Below are 275 nucleotides of genomic sequence, written 5' to 3' on the forward strand. Positions count from 1 at the left end.
CGCAGGTGACGCGGGTGGCCCGCGAGGTGGGCAGCGAGGGGATCCTCGGCGGCCAGGCCGACGTGCCCGGGGTTGCCGGCACCTGGAAGGACCTCACCGACTCGGTGAACTCGATGGCGAACAACCTGACCAACCAGGTCCGCAACATCGCCCAGGTCACCACCGCCGTCGCGCGCGGCGACCTCAGCCAGAAGATCACCGTCGACGTGCGCGGCGAGCTCGCCGAGCTCAAGACCACCGTCAACACCATGGTCGACCAGCTCTCCGCCTTCGCC

The 275-nt window shown here is 69.8% G+C and carries 1 protein-coding gene; it reads left to right on the forward strand.

Annotated elements, in window-relative coordinates:
• Window positions 1-14 precede the first annotated feature (14 nt).
• A partial coding sequence (locus ETU37_RS17075) for a HAMP domain-containing protein (RefSeq protein WP_240755795.1) occupies window positions 15-275 on the forward strand: 261 nt, incomplete at its 3' end.

Source organism: Nocardioides iriomotensis (genome assembly GCF_004168035.1).
In the GTDB taxonomy this organism is placed as follows: Bacteria; Actinomycetota; Actinomycetes; order Propionibacteriales; family Nocardioidaceae; genus Nocardioides_B; species Nocardioides_B iriomotensis.